The sequence below is a fragment of the Sphingomonas ginsenosidimutans genome (assembly GCF_002374835.1).
Lineage (GTDB): Bacteria > Pseudomonadota > Alphaproteobacteria > Sphingomonadales > Sphingomonadaceae > Sphingomonas > Sphingomonas ginsenosidimutans.
The window spans coordinates 26,831-43,540 of sequence record NZ_NWVD01000013.1 but is presented as its reverse complement, the minus strand read 5'-3'; the positions used below and the strand labels follow the sequence as shown (position 1 = coordinate 43,540).

Annotated in this window: 17 protein-coding genes and 2 pseudogenes; 12 read left to right on the top strand and 7 right to left on the bottom strand. The window is 64.4% G+C overall.

Annotated elements, in window-relative coordinates; translation table 11 throughout:
* The 3 genes from COA17_RS17105 to COA17_RS19960 form a co-directional block, all read right to left on the bottom strand.
* Positions 1-699, bottom strand: a complete 699-nt coding sequence (locus COA17_RS17105; RefSeq protein WP_096614026.1) for a hypothetical protein — start codon at positions 697-699, stop codon at positions 1-3.
* Positions 700-716: 17 nt separating this feature from the next.
* On the bottom strand, positions 717-1,829 hold the full coding sequence (locus COA17_RS17100) for a catalase family protein (protein WP_176484948.1): 1,113 nt from the start codon (positions 1,827-1,829) through the stop codon (positions 717-719).
* Between the two features lie 277 nt (positions 1,830-2,106).
* Positions 2,107-2,364: a hypothetical protein gene (locus COA17_RS19960; RefSeq protein WP_245857909.1), complete on the bottom strand. Its 258-nt coding sequence runs from the start codon at positions 2,362-2,364 to the stop codon at positions 2,107-2,109.
* Between the two features lie 338 nt (positions 2,365-2,702).
* Here COA17_RS19960 and COA17_RS17090 point away from each other — a divergent pair.
* A protein-coding gene (locus COA17_RS17090; RefSeq protein WP_096614016.1) for an IS5 family transposase occupies positions 2,703-3,460 on the top strand; the annotation gives its coding sequence in 2 pieces (ribosomal slippage) (positions 2,703-3,024 and positions 3,024-3,460; 759 coding nt in all).
* A 59-nt stretch (positions 3,461-3,519) separates the two neighbouring features.
* Here the strand turns inward: COA17_RS17090 and COA17_RS17080 are convergent.
* The gene (locus COA17_RS17080; RefSeq protein ID WP_236696957.1) at positions 3,520-4,323 is read right to left on the bottom strand and encodes a TolC family protein; all 804 of its coding nucleotides are present in this window, start codon (positions 4,321-4,323) and stop codon (positions 3,520-3,522) included.
* A gap of 3 nt (positions 4,324-4,326) precedes the next feature.
* Between COA17_RS17080 and istB the strand changes: the two are divergent.
* Positions 4,327-4,800 (top strand): annotated as a pseudogene (gene istB, locus COA17_RS17075) (IS21-like element helper ATPase IstB); the annotation flags it as partial.
* 95 nt (positions 4,801-4,895) lie between these two features.
* On the opposite strand, the gene COA17_RS17070 reads toward istB, so the two are convergent.
* Positions 4,896-5,201: an acyl-CoA thioesterase gene (locus COA17_RS17070; RefSeq protein ID WP_056433088.1), complete on the bottom strand. Its 306-nt coding sequence runs from the start codon at positions 5,199-5,201 to the stop codon at positions 4,896-4,898.
* A gap of 60 nt (positions 5,202-5,261) precedes the next feature.
* Here COA17_RS17070 and COA17_RS17065 point away from each other — a divergent pair, with 60 nt between their 5' ends.
* From COA17_RS17065 to COA17_RS17025, 9 genes and pseudogenes are all read left to right on the top strand, one after another.
* Positions 5,262-5,900 carry a TetR/AcrR family transcriptional regulator gene (locus COA17_RS17065; protein WP_176484947.1) on the top strand — a complete coding sequence of 213 codons (639 nt, stop codon included), beginning with the start codon at positions 5,262-5,264 and terminating at the stop codon, positions 5,898-5,900.
* 103 nt (positions 5,901-6,003) lie between these two features.
* Positions 6,004-7,383, top strand: coding sequence for a TolC family protein (locus COA17_RS17060; protein WP_236696956.1), 1,380 nt, complete (start codon positions 6,004-6,006; stop codon positions 7,381-7,383).
* Complete coding sequence (locus tag COA17_RS17055) at positions 7,380-8,405, top strand: HlyD family secretion protein (protein ID WP_232834232.1); 1,026 nt, start codon at positions 7,380-7,382, stop codon at positions 8,403-8,405. Before COA17_RS17060 ends, COA17_RS17055 begins: the two co-directional genes overlap by 4 nt.
* On the top strand, positions 8,402-9,571 hold the full coding sequence (locus COA17_RS17050; protein WP_056433082.1) for an ABC transporter permease: 1,170 nt from the start codon (positions 8,402-8,404) through the stop codon (positions 9,569-9,571). Before COA17_RS17055 ends, COA17_RS17050 begins: the two co-directional genes overlap by 4 nt.
* Positions 9,568-10,668: an ABC transporter permease gene (locus COA17_RS17045; RefSeq protein ID WP_056433079.1), complete on the top strand. Its 1,101-nt coding sequence runs from the start codon at positions 9,568-9,570 to the stop codon at positions 10,666-10,668. Before COA17_RS17050 ends, COA17_RS17045 begins: the two co-directional genes overlap by 4 nt.
* A 438-nt stretch (positions 10,669-11,106) precedes the next feature.
* Positions 11,107-11,610: pseudogene (locus COA17_RS17040) on the top strand (IS21 family transposase); the annotation flags it as partial.
* 38 nt (positions 11,611-11,648) lie between these two features.
* Positions 11,649-12,278, top strand: coding sequence for an MFS transporter (locus tag COA17_RS17035; protein WP_056433076.1), 630 nt, complete (start codon positions 11,649-11,651; stop codon positions 12,276-12,278).
* 132 nt (positions 12,279-12,410) lie between these two features.
* A complete protein-coding gene (locus COA17_RS17030) occupies positions 12,411-13,133 on the top strand; it encodes an SIMPL domain-containing protein (RefSeq protein ID WP_042491065.1) in 723 nt (240 codons plus the stop codon).
* A gap of 288 nt (positions 13,134-13,421) precedes the next feature.
* Entirely contained in the window at positions 13,422-14,222 is an 801-nt protein-coding gene (locus COA17_RS17025) for a protein-L-isoaspartate(D-aspartate) O-methyltransferase (protein WP_056433069.1), read from the top strand.
* Here the strand turns inward: COA17_RS17025 and COA17_RS17020 are convergent.
* Both COA17_RS17020 and COA17_RS17015 read right to left on the bottom strand, forming a co-directional pair.
* A complete protein-coding gene (locus COA17_RS17020) occupies positions 14,183-15,535 on the bottom strand; it encodes a sensor histidine kinase (protein ID WP_236696955.1) in 1,353 nt (450 codons plus the stop codon). The genes COA17_RS17025 and COA17_RS17020 overlap by 40 nt on opposite strands.
* A gap of 49 nt (positions 15,536-15,584) precedes the next feature.
* Complete coding sequence (locus tag COA17_RS17015; protein WP_056433062.1) at positions 15,585-16,259, bottom strand: winged helix-turn-helix domain-containing protein; 675 nt, start codon at positions 16,257-16,259, stop codon at positions 15,585-15,587.
* Positions 16,260-16,383: 124 nt separating this feature from the next.
* On the opposite strand from COA17_RS17015, the gene COA17_RS17010 reads away from it, so the two are divergent.
* Entirely contained in the window at positions 16,384-16,698 is a 315-nt protein-coding gene (locus tag COA17_RS17010; protein WP_056433058.1) for a PepSY domain-containing protein, read from the top strand.
* Positions 16,699-16,710: the final 12 nt, after the last annotated feature.

Below are 16,710 nucleotides of genomic sequence, written 5' to 3'. Positions count from 1 at the left end.
TCAGTAATCCACCCCTTCCGGCTTGGAGATGGCGTCGGTAAGTTGGCCGAGCGCCGCCTTGGTCGTCGGGTCGATGCCCATGTTGGCGGCCTCTGCATCGAGGAACGCGTTGAGCGCCTTCTCCATTCGCTGGAAACGGCGTACGTCGACCACCGTCACCTGCGGATTGGCAACGAACCAGCCGGCAGCGTCGATCTGGTGGTCGGCGATGAAATCCTTCACCTTGGGGCTGTCGATCCCCGGCCAGCCTTCGACGTTGGCGAACAGAAGGTCCATGAGCTCGGGGATCTTGGTCGCAAAGTCATTGATGTAGGCATCCCAGTCGCCGTCGTAGGCGGTCGCGAACAGGATGCGCGTATCATCGTCGAAAAAGACGAAGCGCATGTCGTGCAGGGTGGAGACGCGCTGGGCCCCGTCCATGTTGCCGGCGGTGAGATCGAAGATCCGCCGCAGGCGCTCTGCGCCGCCCGGCTTGAGCGTCGCGATGGCGGTGAGTTCGGACACGTTGCCGGATTGCTTGCCGGCGCGGCCCGCCGACCGGGCGCTGCCCTTCAGGTCCGGATTATGTTTGCGGATCATCGCCTCGAGCGCGATCTTGGCGAGGTGGGGTGCATCGGCGGCGACTTCCTCCACCCGGCGACGGATTTCCTGAAGCTTGCTCTCATCCGCGAGGCGCGGGTCCTTGTTGTCTGTGGTCATCACGACCTCCTGCTTGTTCAATCGGGAATGTCATCGAGCCGGTCAGGCTCGATCCGGGGGCGCGCGTTCATCCGATGGCGGTAGCTGGTGGAGCGTTCGTAAGCCGCCCGGCGGATGCGCATGATCTGGCCGAGTGGGCGGTGCGCCTCTACGCCGTTCCATGGATTGAAAGACAGGACGTCGTCGCCATACACCTGGCGTGCCGGGGCGTAGGCGTCCTGCGCTGCGAACCGCAGCGTCGCGATCGGGCGATGCGGCGACACCTTCTCGTCCCAGCGTACCGCCGCATCCTCGACCGGCATCTCCGCCAGATCGGTGCAGAGTTGCGCCGACAGGGCATATTCCGCGCCCTGGCCGGCGAAATGCTCCACCATAACATCCCGCATCGTGGAGAAATCCGCCTTGCCCACCGGCTGTCCCGTCAAGGCCCGGACGTTATCGGAAGCTGGGGACAGAGCCAGCTTGGCGACATGGTCACCGAAGCGGATAGCACCTTGCGTATGGTAGCTCTCGCCGAGCGGATGATGGTTGTCGCGCGCCAAACCTTCGAGCGTCGCCCCGGGCGTCATCCCCAACGCCTCCACTGTCTTCTTGGCACCCCGCGCAGTGCCTGCGATCAGCCGCTGGAAGGTGTCGGGCGCATGCGCATTCGCCTCAAGAAGGCTCAGCATCAGCTTGTATTTGGCGATGGTGCCAAAGGCGAGGACGGGAAAGTTCACCATCAGGAAATCCTGGTTGGCGCCCCCGATATCGGGCGACAACCGCTCTCCTTCGACGCCGATTACCTTGATCGCGAATCCTCGCGGCGCAGGGATCGCGTCCGAATGAATGTCGCTGGGCGCCGAGGACAGCCGTGCGACCACGCCGTAGGTGCATGGGTGTCCGAAGATGCCCTGCCGCAGTTCCGGCGCCAGATCGTCGTGAACCGTCAACGTGCCCCTCAGGACAGCATGGGACTTGGCATGCGCGTCGCGGATCGCATGGCGGTGATGCTCGAAAGCGCAGCGGTTCCCGGCCGCCATCTGCTCGACGATCTCGGCCGTCAGGCGATCTTCATCCTCGGCGATCGTCTCGATGTCGGACGAATAGAGAAGCGGTGCTTTCAAAGCCTGACCTCGTCTGTTGCCCATGTCCCGACGCCGGTCGCGGCGCCGCTTGGCCCAGCCATTTCCCGGCAATTACCCACCAACAACACCTAGGGGAACCGAATGGTTCCCTTTCTTGCTGACTCGACCAGGTCTCTACGTGAGGCAACTATCGATGCAGGTGGCAGCGATCAGCGACACGAAGTCTCGTGGCCATGCGAAGCGAGGTCGCAGCCACTACGAGCGGCTAGAATGAGTGCGCGATACACTACAGCCGCGGAAACGGTGGAGCTTGCGCTCCTTGGCGAGGATTGCCCTCCATTCAGGCCTCGGTGGCGGACGTCCCGACCATCGCGCCGAAGCCGACGAGGCGCGAATACGCCAGCATGGCATAGCCGAGGGCGAGGCTTGCAAGGGTCAAGGCGGGGATCGTGACCTCGCTCAGGCGCGCATGCATCTGGTTCAACGGGACGAACGTGTGGACGCCGGCGGTGGCCGGGATCAAGTGAGAGAGGGCGGCGACGAAGCCCGGCATTTGATCGAGCGGATAGGCGGTCCCGGTGAGGAAGAAGAACGGCACCGAGGTCGGTGCCAAGGATGTAGGTTGCCCGCTCGGCGCAATCGAACACGCTGCCGATGAGCAGCCCTAGGGCAGCAACCGCCGTGGCGAAGACAGGGACCATCACCATCATGCCGGTAATGTCGCCATCGACGGGCACAGCCTGGAGCCAGAAGATGAACCCGAACAGGAAATAGCATCCCAGGATGCCTACCGACGTGAACGCCGCCAGCGTTCCCCAGAACTCCGCGACACCCATCCGCCATGCGCCGGAGCGGCGTCGTCCGCCCATGAAGGTAGGGTCAGGACCCATTGATGTGAGCGTCACGATCTGATTCAGGCTCCGCGAGGAGACCGGAATGAGTGACCTGTTTTGGCTGACGGATGAGCAGATTGAGCGGCTGCGGCCGTTCTTTCCCAAGAGCCACGGCCGGCCGCGGGTGGACGACCGACGGGTTCTGAGCGGCATCGTCTTCGTCAACCGCAATGGGCTGCGCTGGCGAGATGCGCCCAGCGCCTATGGGCCGCACAAGACGCTCTACAACCGGTGGAAGCGCTGGGGTGAGGCAGGCGTGTTCACGCGGATGATGGAAGGGCTGGCGGCGGCAGGCGCCGAGCCGAAGACGGTTATGATCGACGCCACCTACCTGAAGGCGCACCGCACGGCATCGAGCCTGCGGGTAAAAAGGGGGGCCTTGGCCGCCTGATAGGCCGCACCAAGGGCGGCATGAACACCAAGCTCCATGCCGTAGCCGATGCGAACGGACGCCCCTTGAGCTTCTTTATGACCGCCGGGCAGGTCAGCGACTACACCGGTGCGGCCGCGTTGCTGGACGACCTGCCGAAGGCTCAGTGGCTGCTAGGTGACCGCGGCTACGACGCCGACTGGTTCAGGGATGCGCTCCAGGCCAAGGGCATCCAACCCTGCATCCCAGGGCGGCGGTCCCGCAACGAGCCGGTCAGGTACGACAAGCGCCGCTATCGGCGACGTAGCCGCATCGAGATCATGTTCGGCCGCCTCAAGGACTGGCGCCGCGTCGCAACCCGCTACGACCGCTGCCCGACCGTCTTCTTCTCCGCCATCGCCCTCGCTGCCACCGTCATCTTCTGGCTGTAATCAACGAGTCCTGACCCTAGCGGCGCCGAAGAGCAGCGTCTGCTGAACGATGATCACCGCTACGGCCGGAAAGACATAGCCCTTGTAACCACCCGTCCGATTGAACAACGGTTCGGTGGTGACCGCGACGGGCAGCCCGCCGCGACTGAGTTGGGTTCAGCGGCAGCACGTTGCTCCAGATGTGGGCAAAGGCGTTGGCGCCGTTCAGCGGTAACGTCGCGCCCGAATAGGCAAGCGCCGAACCGGCATAGACGGCGCTCGCCGACAGAGCGGTCGCGGTTTCGCGTGTCCGTGGGCAGCGCATTGTCGCGATTGGCGTTGTAGCTGCCGAACGCGAAGGCTTGCGGGCGGTAGCGCGATTTCGCCAGGCCGACCCCCGCGCTGGCGATGTCACGCGCTGCGTCGGCGCCGCGGGCCCGGGGCGTCGCGTCTATGCCCTCCAGGAATGTGCCGACGGGAGGCAGCGGCTGCGAATTGACGAACAGCGGCGTCGATGCGCCGACGCCGGCGGGTCGGTCCAGCAACCGCGACAGTGCGTCGGCAGCAGTCGCTTCCTCGAGTTGCGCGCGAATGAAGGCGCGTTCGGCGGCGTCGCGGGCGACCTGAACCTGGAGGACGCGCGCATGGGGAATGACCCCGTTCTGCTCGAGCTTCACGGCATCCGACAGATGCCGATCGAACCCTGCGAGCGTCTCGCGCGTCGACCGGGTCAGCTGGGCGGCAACCTGCTGACCGAAATAGGTGCGGACCAACCTGACGCGAGACAGGTCGCGACCACCCGCCTGCCTGGCGCGGGCCACCTCGACCGCGCCGTCCGCACCCGCCTGGATCGCCGGGATCGCACCGCCCGTGTAGAGCGGCACGCGGTACGCTCGCTGTACAGCGGCTCGTTTCTTCCGGGCCGGCGCAACGTCGTGCTGGTCGGTGGGACGGGCACCGGCAAGACGCACCTCGCCACCACCATCACCGCCAATGTGGTACGGGCCGGCGCCCGCGGGCGCTATTTCCACACGGTTGATCTGGTGAACCGGCTCGAGGAGGAAACCCGCCTTGGGAAGGCCGGCACGCTGGCGGCCCAGCTCTCGCGCCTCGACCTCGTGGTGCTCGACGAGCTTGGCTACCTGCCGTTTGCCCGCTCGGGCGGTCAGCTGCTCTTCCACCTCGTCAGCAAGCTCTACGAACAGACTTCAGTCATCGTCACGACGAACCTGGCCTTTGGTGAGTGGCCCACCGTCTTCGGCGACCCCAAGATGACCACCGCGCTGCTCGACCGAATTACCCACCATTGCGACATCGTCGAAACCGGCAACGACAGCTGGCGCTTCAAACATCGAAGCTGACGCCTGGGACACCGGCAGAGAACGCTTCGCGCTGGTTGCGCCTCCCGTCGGGCTACGCCCGCCCTACGCCGCAACCAGCGCGAACAGTGCGCCCGTCATCCCCGGTACGCTGCTCGACGAAGGGGGTCCCTTTTGGACGCCGGTAGGGGGTCCCTTTTGGACGCCGATTGACAGTCAACGCGCTGATCTAGGAAGGCGGGGCAGCGATAGGTGATCTCATGCTTTATCGCGACCCGGGCAACCGACTCCAGCGCATCGCCGGGCGCGATCCGGTGCCAAAAGGAGATCACCGCCTCCTGTATCCAGCGTAAATAGACCGTATTGTTGACGTGGCCCATGTGATCGATGTCGGAGGCGATCACATCGAAGGCGCAGGTATGGCCGGCGCTATCGTTAGGCATCCGCGTCGTCTCCGCTGATCGTCATTGACACCGACACGGCATTAACTTATATTGTCATCAGTGACAATAGAGCCTCCCCGTCGCCGCCGGCGTCATCCGGACGAGCTTCGCAGCGAAGCGGTCGGCGCTGCCCGCGATATCCTTGAGCGTTTCGGGCCGGCAGCGATCACGCTTCAGAGCGTGGCCGGGGCATTAGGCATGGCGCACGGAAGCATCACCCATCATTTCGGCACCGCGGCCAACCTGCAGGCAGCCGTCGCGGACGACGGCATCGGCCAGCTTCTGGAGGACGTCCGGCGCGGTGTCCGAGCCTTGAGGGCAGGCGACATCGATGAAGCCGGCCTCGTCGACCTCGTCTTCGACACGTTCGCACAGACCGGCGTGGGCCGGCTGATCGGCTGGCTTGCCGCGACCGATCGTCAGATGCTGGAACCCCTCTTCAGCCGATTCTCCCGCCTACCAAGCGAGTTGGCGGGCGACACGACGGGGGGCTCGACAGTCGCCGACCACGAGCTGCCGGCCCTCGTCGAGGGCATCGTTTCGGGCGCGCTGAGTGCGTCGTTGATCGGCGACGAGCTGGACCATGCTTTGGGATTGCCAAGATCATTCGCGAAACGACGTGCGGCCCGCGAGCTGACCCTCCGAAGGGGGGCGAGCATCGTCTCTTGCGAATTTCGACGACCGGGGTCGCAGTCGTGAACGTGATCATGGCGGCGACGCCCAGACCTCGTCCCCTCGTACATGGCTGCGGCATCGAGGCCGCAGACGGCTTGTCGCCTCACAGCAAAGCGGGCCAACGTCGATGATGAGCCTTCGGTCTATCGCCATCATCGGCGCCGCGGTCGCGACGGCGCATGCCGCATCGGCCCAGAACATCGGCCCCTCAAGCCCCGCCGTCCTGACATACGCCCGTGCGCAGGAGCAGCTGCTGGACCGTTCCGACGCGATCGCGGCCTCGGACGCGAACGTGCGCAGCAAGGAGGCGCAAGAGGGAGCCACGCGCACATTGCGCAGGCCGGACGTCGACCTCGAGGCGCAACTGCTGGACTATCAGAAGACGCTCTATCTGCCGCTCGGTTCGCTCGCGCCGGTCGCCGAGGGCTTCGGCATCCCTGACCCGCTGCGGTTTCAAGTTAGAAGGCAAAGTACGCGCCCCATCGCTTCGACGACCCTCCCGATCTACACCGGAGGGCAGATTTCGGGGACGCAGGCTGGTGCGCGGGCACAGGTGGCGCAGGCGCAGGCCGACCGGGCCATCACCGCCAACGATCAGCTCGTGCAACTGGTGCGGGCCTATTTCGGCCAGCAGCTAGCCGAGCGAGCGCTGGGCGTGCGCCGCGACGTGCTCGATGGGCTCGACCGTCACGTCGCAGACGCCGTCAAGCTCGAGGAAGCGCGCTTCATCAGCCGGGCGCAACGCCTTCAGGCAGAGGTGGCACGCGACGACGCACGGGCGGAATATGAGAAGGCGATCGCTGACCTCCAGACGGCGAATGCGGCGCTTGCGGGGCTGCTGCGCGAACCCGCAGGAGTGAGGCCGTCAACGCCGCTCTTCGTCATCTCGCGTCCACTGCCGCCGCTCGACACGTTCAAGGCCGCGGCCCTAGCCTCACATCCTCAACTCGAGCGGCTGTCGTCGCTGGAGGACCAGGCGAAGGCCGGCGTCCTGATCCAGCAGGCGAAGCAGCGCCCGACCGTCTACGGCTTCGGCCAGTATAATTTCGACCGGCGCAACACCCTCCTCACGGACCCGGATTGGGCAGTGGGTGTTGGCTTGCGCTATAAGCTCGCCGGGGGTCTTGGGCGCCGACAGGCGGTCGATGCGGCACGGGCGACGGCGGAACAGGCGCGCGCCGGTCTGCGCGAAGGCCGCACGCAGATCGAGATCGGTGTGACGAAGGCGTGGAACGACGTCGAGGCGGCGCGAAAGCGGTATCTGCTTCTCGATACCTCCCTCGCTTCATCTATCGAGAATCTGCGGCTTCAGACCCTATCCTATCGGGAACAGCAGGCGACATCGCTGGACGTCATCGACGCGCAGCTTTCGCTGGGGCGATCGCGCATCCAGCGCGCGCAGGCGGCCAACGAATATGTACAGGCACTTGCCCAGCTTCTGAACGTCAGCGGGCAAATGGATGAGATGGCCGCATACGTCGCCAAAGCCGACAAGGTAATTCCATGAACGCCGCAACTGAAAACGAAATGCACGACGGCGGGGGGACGACAAGGCCACCCCGCGGCAAACTGGTCGTTGTCGCTCTCGTGGTCGCTGCCCTGCTGGGCGTCGGACTCTGGCTCAGCTACCGTCCCGTGCCTGGTCAGCTGCAAGGCATGGTAGACGCGCGCGAGATCCGCGTCACGAGCAAGGTCACGGGACGGATCGCATCGTTCGGCGTGGAGGAAGGACAGCCCGTCCGGCAAGGGCAGCTACTCTACACGATCTCCAGCCCCGAAGTCGCCGCCAAGCAGCAGCAGGCCGGCGGGGCGCTGGAGGCCGCGCAGGCAACGCAGGACAAGGCCGAGGCCGGCGCGCGCAGCGAGGACATCCGGGCGGCCGAGGCGCAATGGCGGCGTGCACAGGCGGCAGCGAATCTGGCGCAGGATACCAGCAACCGCACGCAACGCTTGTTCGCCCAGGGCGTCGTCGCCGGTCAGAAGGCGGACGAGGCGCGGACGAACGCCATCGCTTCGACGGAGGCTGCGAAGGCAGCGAGGGCGCAATACGATCAGGCCCTGGCGGGAGCCCGCCCTCAGGACAAGGCCGCCGCTGGCGGTCAGGTCCAGCAGGCGCGCGGCGCGGTGGCCGAGGTGCAGGCCGCCGCCGCCGAGACGCGCGTGGTCGCGCCATCTGCTGGGGAAGTCGGGAAGCGGATGGCTCAACCAGGCGAACTCGTGCCGCAGGGCTTTCCGGTCTTCATGCTGACCGACGTCGAAAACGCTTGGGTCACGCTGAACGTCCGCGAGGATCAGCTCGACGGGCTCGCACGAGGCCGGCAGATCGTCGGAACGATACCTGCGCTTGCGAACAGGCGGGTGACGTTCCGCGTGTCGTACCTGGCGCCGGCGGGCGAGTTCGCGACCTGGCGCGCGACCCGCCAGTCCAGCGGGTTCGACGTCAAGAGCTTCGAGGTCCGCGCCCTGCCATCCCGTCCCATCGACGGGCTGCGTCCCGGTATGACGGTCCTGTTCGACTGGCCGCAATGATCCCGCCCGCGCTGGTCGGCGGCTTTCGGCGGGAGGCCGGCTTCCTGCGAAAGAGCTTCTGGGACCTGTCGCTCGTGACATGGATCCCGTTGATCCTTCTCGCCACGGTCGCCATCCAGATGTCGGCCGGGGCCATGCGCGACCTCCCAATCGTCGTGGTCGATCGCGACGGCGGCGGCATCGCCCGCGAGTTGACCCGCCGTCTCGATGCGGCGCCCGGCTTGGCCGTTCTCGAAATAGCACCCGACCTGTCGATGGCGGAAAACGCCGTGCGCGCCCGACAGGCCTATGCAATTGTCCTCATCGATCGGGACACAAGCAGAGAGGTACTCCGCGGCGGCACGGCTCAGGTCATTGCGCTCTACAATGCCAGCTACTCGACACCGGCCGGGTCCGTCATCCGCGAAGTCGGCAGCGTCGTGCAAGGCTATGCCAGCTCGCTTGCGTCGCAGCAGAGCGCGGCCGTGCTGGGGCCTGGGAGGGTTCGCAGGCCACCCATCGCGGTACGCTCGACCGTTCTCTTCAATCCGCAGGGCAGCTACGAAATTCAGCTGGTGGCGCTGCTTCATCCCGCATTGCTGCATCTGATCTTCATGGTGGCGATCACCGGCGCGCTCGGGCGGGAGCTTCGCGACGGAACGATCGGGGACTGGCTTGCAGACTGCTCGCGACGCGAGGCGGCCTGGGCCGTTTGCGGCAAATTGCTGCTCTACGTCCTCATCTTCATGGGCTGGGGGATCGCAGCGATCGCCTATCTGGCTGGTCTGCGAGGCTGGCCGATCGCTGGCAGCCCGCTGCTGATCGGCGCCGGCTATGCGGTGATGTACATGGCATATGTCGGTGTCGGGCTTCTATTCGTCGGTCTTACTCTAACGATGAGCAGCGCGCTTTCGGCGGCTGGCCTCTACGCGGGAGCCTCCTTCGCGTTCGCCGGGGCGGTATTCCCGGTCGAGTCCGCCTCCGGCTTTGCTCGGGTATGGAGCGCGCTGCTTCCTTATTCTTCCTTTGCCAAGCTGCTTTCGGAGCAGTGGATCATGGGTTCGGCGGCATCAGTGTCACTGCGACAGATCATCGTCATGCTACCATTCGTGATCGTCGGTCTTGCCGTCGGACTGCCGCGCTACCTTGCCGCGGCGAAGCAGCCGGAAACCTGGGGCCGCCGGTGATACGCAACGCCTTCCTCGGCACGTTCCGTGCCATCCTCTCGGACCGATCCGCGCTCCTGCTGCTGATCGGATCGGCCATCATCTATTCGTTCTTCTACCCGGCCGCTTATTCCGGCGAGGTGCCGAGGCGACTGCCCATCGTCGTTGTCGATCTCGACCATACCGGTTCGAGCCGCTCGCTCCTGATGAAGCTCCCGGCCCTTCAGCAGGCCGAGCTCATCGCCTCCCTATCGTCTCCTCGAGAGGCTTACGGATGGGTGCAATCTCGCCACGCGGACGCGGTGATCGTCATCCCGGACGGCTACGAGCGGAACATCCTGCGTGGTGGCCAAGGCACGATCGCGCTGTATGGCAATGGTGCCTATCTTCTTCGTAGCAGCACCTCGCTCGGCAGCATCGCCGCTGCCATTTCGGCGGTCGGTCGCGAGGCAGGGATGGATCAGGCGATGGCCGCCGGCGCGACGGCGCCACCGGCCTTGTCGCTCGTGCAACGACCGCTCTTCAACACGCGCGAAGGCTATGGAAGCACGGTCGTTCCGGGCGTCGCGTTCCTGATCATTCATCAGACGCTGCTGATGGGTCTCGCTCTGCTTGCCGGGACGATGAGGGAACGGCAGGGCCGCCGACGCTTCACTCGCAGGGAGTTCTTCGGCATCGCACTGGCATTCGTATCAATTGGTCTCCTCGACGTGGCCTACTACACTGGCTTCGTTTTCTGGTTTCAGGACTACCCACGTGCTCAGGCGGCCCCTCTCACCCTCATCGTCGCAGCAATCGCGTTCGTCGCGGCAACCGTCGCCGGGGCAATGGCGCTTGCCAGCTTCTTCAAGACTCGCGAGCGGCCGATCCAGCTCTGGATCGTGACATCCCTGCCAATCTTCTTCCTCTCCGGCTTGTCATGGCCCTCGGAGGCGACGCCGGGATGGCTCGTCGCAGCGTCACGGATGCTTCCCACGACCCCGGGGATACATCTGATGGTGGGGGTCAACCAGATGGGTGGAAGCCTTCGGCAATTATCAGGCGAAGTGGTGAACCTCTTCGGGCTCACCGTTTTCTACGGCTGGATCGCATATGCCCGCTTTGTTCGGCCAAGTTAGCCAACATCGCCGCACACGAGATTGCACGTGCTTTTTTTATCAACCAAACAGTCTAGGATCGTTGAGCGCATGATGCAGCGTTCGTGACACGCTGGCGTCACGAGCCTCATGCCTCGGGAGAGGCGCACTGCTCAAAATGTGACACCATCAAGGCTGAGATATTCACCGGCGATCCAGGCTATAACGACCCAATTTCGGTGGTTCAATCGCGGTAATAGCGCTCCCGAAAGCGGTCGTCCGTTCACCTGCCAGTCGGTAGTCTGCGGCTGGGCAAAGAGCGGTGGCCGGTGATGGGCAACCGCATTTCGAGCGAAATTTCGGGTGTGGATCGGCGTGGAAAAAGGACCCCGGCAGCGGGGTGATCGGCGTCGAAAAAGGACCCCTCATCCCGGTGGTCTAGGCTGCTCGCTTGGCGGTGTGTCAGGCGGCGAGATCGGGATGCTGGTATTGGAGACGGTGTTGAGGATCCGGCGCGAGCACGCGTCTGGGAAGGCCATCAAGGCGATAGCGCGGGACCTGCACCTGTCGCGCAAGGTGGTGCGTAAGGCGATCCGGGCGCCGGAGGCGGACATGGGGTATCGGCGGGAGGTACAGCCGCTGCCTAAGCTGGGGCCGTTTCAATCGCGACTGGACGCGTTGCTGGAGGAAGATGAGGCACGGCCGCGGCGGGAGAAGCTGCGCCTCACCCGTATCCACGACCTGCTGCTACGCGAGGGGTTCGACGGCTCGTATGATGCGGTGCGCCGTTATGCGGCGCGCTGGCGGCAGGCGCGGCGTCGCGACGTAATGAATGCGCCGGCGTTCATCCCGCTGCTATTCCGGCCGGGCGAGGCTTACCAGTTCGACTGGAGCCACGAGGACGTCGAGATCTCGGGCAAGCCGATGCGCGTGAAGGTCGCGCATGTCCAGCTGTGCGCGTCGCGGACGATGTATCTGCGCGCCTAAGCGCGCTCGCCGGAACACTCGTTGCGACCGCACTGATGCTTGCCGCACTGGCAGTTGCCGCATCACGGTTCATCGTTACGCCGCGTGCCGAACAAGCGCCGCTTTTCGTCGTGCCGCGCGGTATTGTGGTTCTCCTGGCGCTACTCGCCGCGATTACCTTCCTGACGGAGGGGGCTATTCTCGACTGGGGTGCGCTGCTCCTTGCCGGCAAGGGATTGCTGGCACCCGATCAAGCGGGCCTTGGATATAGTGTCTTCGCTATTGCGATGACCGCAGGGCGGCTCACCGGCGATCGGGTGGTGGCTCGAATTGGTGATCGTCAGACCATGTTTTGGGGCGGCTTGCTGGCGCTCATGGGCTACGGGATCATGCTGCTCGCACCGGTTGCCGTGGTCGCCATGTTGGGTCTGATGTTGATCGGACTTGGTGCATCGAACACGGTGCCGGTATTGTTTCGCCAGGCTGGCGCACAGAACGCGATGCCGCCTGAGCTTGCCGTCGCCTCGATTACGACGGTTGGCTACGCCGGCATCCTGGCAGGTCCGGCTGCGATCGGTTTCGTCGCGGGGCATACCGGCCTAACGGCCGCTTTCTGGATGCTGGCGGCTCTACTCTGCCTTGTACCACTATGCGCGAGAGCGGCAGTGGCAAAAGCTTCAGCTTGAGGATGGCGTAGTTATAGGAACACCTATCCTGGGCTGACCTTTCGTTGTCCCAAAATTAGCATCCCAATGGGAAAACCTCGACCGTATCGATAGACGTGTCTTCCAGGTAGAGAACGAGAAGGAAGAACGCGGATGAGGAGTCTGATCTGGGTCGCGCCGCTATGCGCTGGTCTCGGCGCTTGCAACGCCACCCCCGATCCGATCGGCCTTCAGCCGGGCGAGACGCTGTTGTCGGTGACGGGCACCGGCCGCACCGAGGCGACGCCTGACCAGGCGCTGTTCACCGCCGGCTTGTCGAGCATCGCCGCGGATGCCCGCGGCGCGTCCGAACGGAACGCTCGCACCATGACCGCGATCACGCAGGCACTGGCAAAGTTAGGCGTCGCCCAACGGGATATCCAAACTCGCAATCTGTCGGTGAACCGCATCACTTGGGGCGCGAACAAGGGACAGTACGAGGTCGCCAACAGCGTCACCGTTCGGATGCGCGACACCGGCAAAGTAGGCGCGGCGATCGCCGCCGTCACTGACGCCGGTGCCAACATCGTGTCCGGCCCCGACCTTTCGGTCGCCGATCCGGAAAAGGCGAACCTCACCGGCTACGGAAATGCCTACAAAACCGCACGCGCGAAAGCGGACGCATATGCCGCCGCGGCCGGGCTGCATATCGTGCGGGTGCTTTCGATCCGGGATGGCGGCACTGGCGGCGAATTACCGCAGGCCGGCGATATGACGGCGATGCCCGTAGCACCGCCGCCCGTGGTCGCGATGCAGAGCGCCGCCCCGCCCGTCATGGCCGGCACGAACAACGGCGTGGTCGCGGCGCGGGTCGATTTCGCGCTCGCGCCGAAGTGACCAACAGTCGTTCGGATATCACCAGCACCCTTAGACATAGGTTTTGAGAAGCCGACTACATTCTCTCTTCACCATCCCAAACGGGACGGCTGCGACCGTCCCGCTGGCCGTTCCCAATCGAGAATGCGTCGCGCGGTCACCTCGATGCACTCACCGATCGGTGAGGTATCGGACATTGGTAAATCTCATAGCTGCTGCGATCGTGGCGTAATCTCGTCAGGGGTACACGTCCGCGAGCTGGCACCGTCAAGCTATATTGCCGGTGGGCCGGCGGATTCTGACGGAGCCATGATCGTCGTGCTGAAGATTTTTCTGGGTCTGGTTTGCTTAACTGGTGCTTCAGCGGCCATCGGATCTTTCGCACAGAACCGAACAGGCGAGCGTGCGCGAATGATCAGCTCGATCAAGGCAGCTGCTGCTGACGTTCCGGCACTGCGAGATGATCCCTTTTTCCGAGCAGCGGTTGCGGTCGAGGCAAAGCTTCCACGCGAGGATTTCATACCCCGCGCTGCCAAGCCGCAAGCCTACATCGGCGCACCGTTGGAAATCGGGTGGCAGCAGACGATTTCCGATCCTTACGTCATGGCGATCATGACGGCCGCAGTGCAAGTGCGGCGCAAGTCTCGCGTTCTGGAGGTCGGGACTGGCTCCGGCTATCAGGCCGCGATCCTGGCCGAGCTGGGTGCAGAGGTCTCGACGATCGAAATCGTCCCGCAGCTGGCGCACCAGGCAGCCACGGCCTTGCGCCGGCGCGGCTATCGAAATGTCCATGCCCGCGTCGGAGACGGCTTCGTGGGCTGGCCCGAACGAGCGCCCTTCGACGCAGTGATCGTCACCGCAGGTTCTGCGAGCGTTCCAACGTCGCTCCTTGATCAGTTGCGGATAGGCGGGCGTCTGGTCATGCCGATCGGCCCCTCCACGGCGACCGAGCGACTAGAGGTCTTCACAAAGCAGACTGACGGTAGTGTCGTCGCGTGTTCACTGGGTTGGGCAATGTTCGTGCCCCTAACGGGACGTGGGTATGCGCCCGATCGCCCGGGTGTCGGCGATCACGCCAAGCCATGGTGCTTCGGGGCATCGGTCACCTGATCTATTGCAGACGACCGATGGAAAGTGAGACGGACGCATAGGCCCATTGCACTGTCAGGGATGGTGCAGTCCGCCTGATGCAGGGCGGCAATCGCAGCCACGAGTGCCAGGCCAAGCCCCGCGCCTTCTGTGTTGCGACTGGCATCCCGCCGGTAGAAGCGTCGAAACACCTTCTCACGTTCATCGAAGGGAATGCCGGGACCTTTGTCGCATATTTCCGCCACTGCTTCGGCGCCAACGATATGCAGGCGAGAGACGATATGCGTTCCGGGCGGAGTGTGGACGATCGCGTTCTCGATCAGATTGGTGAACAGCTGCGCGAGAAGGTCGGGGTCGCCGATGACGGTGACTCCTGCAGCATGGTGAGCAATGAACGTCTGCCCGGAGTCCTCGACCACGGGCAAGTAGGCCGCATGGATACGATCGAGCAGTTCGGACAGGTCGACGGGACCGAAGCGACGTCGCCCGACACCTCCCTCGATCGACCCAATCCGCAGCAGGGCCTCGAACGTCGCGAGCAGTCCGTTGGTCTGCTCGACGGCCGCGTCGATACTGTCGGGATCGCCGGCACCTGACGACTGCAATCGTTCGAGCCGTTGGTGGAGCCGGGTAAGTGGCGTGCGCAGATCGTGCGCGATTTCCGTCGACACCTGCCGCAGAGCCTCCATCGCCGCGTCCTTCCGCTCGAGCATGCGATTGAGGTTGCGGGTGAGGTCGTCGAACTCCGGACCGAACCCGATCATCGGCAGCCGTTCCGCGCTATCCCCATCAATTATCCGGTCGATGGCGCGATTGACCGTCGCGAGCCGACGCAGGAAGACGCGCCCAACCAGATACCCGCCGATCAATGCGAAGGCAGCGATCGCGATGCCGCTCCAGATCGTGAAGTATCCGAGCCGCTGGCGTAGCTGCTGAACATCGAAGCTGTCGGTCGCCACGACAAGCAGCAATCCGTCGGGCAGCTGCGTTACTTGCGTTGCGAGATGTTCGACGTGTCGCGAACCGTCAAAATCCTCGGGCACCGCAACGCTTGCCTGACCGATCCTGGCGGCTTGCAGCGGCAGGTCGCCGGATAGCCGGTGTCCCGTTCTGTTGATCAGGAGATATCGATAGGGCGGATCCGCGTCGCTACCCCTGTGCCGCGCGATGGCATCCGTCAGTCCCGAGAGACCCAGATCGGCATATTCCGCGGCCAGAACCGACGATTCCGCCCGAAGCATCCCATCACTGGCTTCTCGGGCGTAATAACCGATCTGCCTCTCCACGGTGAGCAACAGGGCGCCTGCGCCGAGCGCCACGACGACCGCCAGCATTAAGGCGAAGCGAAAGGCCGCGCTCCCGAACGCGGCCGGGATGCGTGACCTAACCCGCATCGATCCGGTATCCAGCGCCCCGAACGGTCTGGATCAATTCACGTCCGAAGCCGCGATCGACCTTGGCGCGCAACCGGCTCATGTGGCTCTCGATGATGTTGGTCTTGGGATCGAAGTGAAACGACCAGACATTTTCGAGGAGCATCGTGCGGGTCACCACCTCGCCTGCGTGCAGCATCAGATATTCAAGCAGTTTCAGTTCCTGGGCTTGCAAATCCACTCGCTGACCGGCGCGCGTCACGTTGCGGCGGATGCGGTCGAGAACCAGGTCGCCGACCGCAATCGTGGCGGCGACGTCCGAGATCGGGGGGCGCCGCGCGAGCGCATTGATCCGGGCGAGCAGTTCGGTCGCCGCGAACGGTTTCGCCAGATAGTCGTCGGCCCCCGCCTCGAGCCCTTCGACCCGGTCCTCGACGCCGTTCATGGCTGTGAGGAACAGCGCAGGTGTCCGTATCCCCGCCGCCCGGATGGCCTTGAGCGCCGGCAGGCCAGCGATGCCCGGCACCATCCGGTCAAGGATCAGAACGGCGTATTCGCTGGAAGATGCCAGGAAGATCGCGTCCTGCCCGGTCGAACAGGCGTCGACGACATGGCCTGCGCTGCTCAGCACGCGCTCCAGGTCCTCACGCGTCCCGGCATCGTCTTCAAGCAACAAGAGCTTCATCGACTGATGATCCGGTTTCGCGCCGGAGACGGCAAGTTGGGCATAATCAATCTTGTCCTCACCCGCGACGAAGGTTGCCGCTCCTAGAAGGGCACGGTGTAATCTGCCCCAAGGAGTGTGTGTCATGAAAGACGTGCGATTGATGCTGGGTCTGCTGTCCGTCGCGGCGATGAGTGGAACAGCCGCTGCGGCAGCAACGAAACTGAAGGGACACCAATACGCCGCTCAGGCGAAGGTCTCTCTCGCCACGGCACGGCAGACCGCACTCAAGGCGCGTCCCGGCACGATCACCGATCAGGAGCTGGAACGGGAGAAGGGTGGCAGCGGCCTGCGCTATTCCTTCGATATCACCAGCCACGGCAAGCCTTATGAGGTCGGAATCGACGCGCGAAGCGGCGTGATCCTCGAGAATGTTGCCGAAGGCAAAAACCCGGACTGACCAACATCGAGA

What these genes read in the sequence shown, in the direction of transcription:
- COA17_RS17015 (WP_056433062.1), bottom strand. Translation starts at nt 16,259, where the DNA reads ATGAAGCTCTTGTTGCTTGAAGACGATGCCGGGACGCGTGAGGACCTG.
- COA17_RS17035 (WP_056433076.1), top strand. Translation starts at nt 11,649, where the DNA reads ATGCTTGCCGCACTGGCAGTTGCCGCATCACGGTTCATCGTTACGCCG.
- COA17_RS17055 (WP_232834232.1), top strand. Translation starts at nt 7,380, where the DNA reads ATGAACGCCGCAACTGAAAACGAAATGCACGACGGCGGGGGGACGACA.
- COA17_RS17105 (WP_096614026.1), bottom strand. Translation starts at nt 699, where the DNA reads ATGACCACAGACAACAAGGACCCGCGCCTCGCGGATGAGAGCAAGCTT.
- COA17_RS17030 (WP_042491065.1), top strand. Translation starts at nt 12,411, where the DNA reads ATGAGGAGTCTGATCTGGGTCGCGCCGCTATGCGCTGGTCTCGGCGCT.
- COA17_RS17020 (WP_236696955.1), bottom strand. Translation starts at nt 15,535, where the DNA reads ATGCTGGCGGTCGTCGTGGCGCTCGGCGCAGGCGCCCTGTTGCTCACC.
- COA17_RS17070 (WP_056433088.1), bottom strand. Translation starts at nt 5,201, where the DNA reads ATGCCTAACGATAGCGCCGGCCATACCTGCGCCTTCGATGTGATCGCC.
- COA17_RS17010 (WP_056433058.1), top strand. Translation starts at nt 16,384, where the DNA reads ATGAAAGACGTGCGATTGATGCTGGGTCTGCTGTCCGTCGCGGCGATG.
- COA17_RS17100 (WP_176484948.1), bottom strand. Translation starts at nt 1,829, where the DNA reads ATGGGCAACAGACGAGGTCAGGCTTTGAAAGCACCGCTTCTCTATTCG.
- COA17_RS17050 (WP_056433082.1), top strand. Translation starts at nt 8,402, where the DNA reads ATGATCCCGCCCGCGCTGGTCGGCGGCTTTCGGCGGGAGGCCGGCTTC.
- COA17_RS17060 (WP_236696956.1), top strand. Translation starts at nt 6,004, where the DNA reads ATGATGAGCCTTCGGTCTATCGCCATCATCGGCGCCGCGGTCGCGACG.
- COA17_RS17025 (WP_056433069.1), top strand. Translation starts at nt 13,422, where the DNA reads ATGATCGTCGTGCTGAAGATTTTTCTGGGTCTGGTTTGCTTAACTGGT.